A 554-nucleotide genomic window follows, 5' to 3' on the forward strand; every position below is an offset into this window, starting at 1 on the left:
GGCCGCCTCGGCCGCGAGCGCGTCGCACACCTGCCAGGCCAGCGTCAGGAACGCCGCCAGCCGGGCCGCGGCGGCGTCGATGCGCGCGCCGTCCTCGGTGCCGCCGACCGTGTAGGGCTCGCCGTCTTCCGTGTGGCACAGGACCGGCGCGCCGCCGGCCTGCTCGATCGCATCGTGCAGGCAGGCCAGCAGCTCGTCGCCGACCGCCAGCACCGGGGCCGAATAGAGCGCGTCGGGCCCGGTCTCGAGGTGGCGGTCCAGCATGCTGCGGGTGGCAAAGGGCAGATCCGCCCGGGCCACCAGTGCCGCGGTGTGGAACAGCCGCCGGGCGCGCAGCGCCTTCGCGGCGATGGCGTAGAGGTCGGTCTCGCAGACTTCGAACGTGATCATCGCAGTGATCTCCTGTGTTGGAATGGTCGTGGATGGCCCGTGCCGCGGCGCGGCTGGCACGGGCGCTGTGCACGGCGACCGGGGTCCGTCCGGCCGCCGCGGTGGCTGCCGCTAGCGGCGGGCCTTCTTCTGTGCGTGCCGTGCCGCCGCACGGGCCTGCCGCG

Annotated in this window: 1 protein-coding gene; it reads right to left on the bottom strand. The window is 74.9% G+C overall.

Annotated elements, in window-relative coordinates:
• Window positions 1-390, bottom strand: a 390-nt coding sequence (locus DDE13_RS22655) for a hypothetical protein (RefSeq protein ID WP_162631214.1), incomplete at its 3' end; no start/stop codon positions are given.
• Between the last annotated feature and the right edge of the window lie 164 nt (window positions 391-554).

Source organism: Meridianimarinicoccus zhengii (genome assembly GCF_003254465.1).
In the GTDB taxonomy this organism is placed as follows: Bacteria; Pseudomonadota; Alphaproteobacteria; order Rhodobacterales; family Rhodobacteraceae; genus Meridianimarinicoccus; species Meridianimarinicoccus zhengii.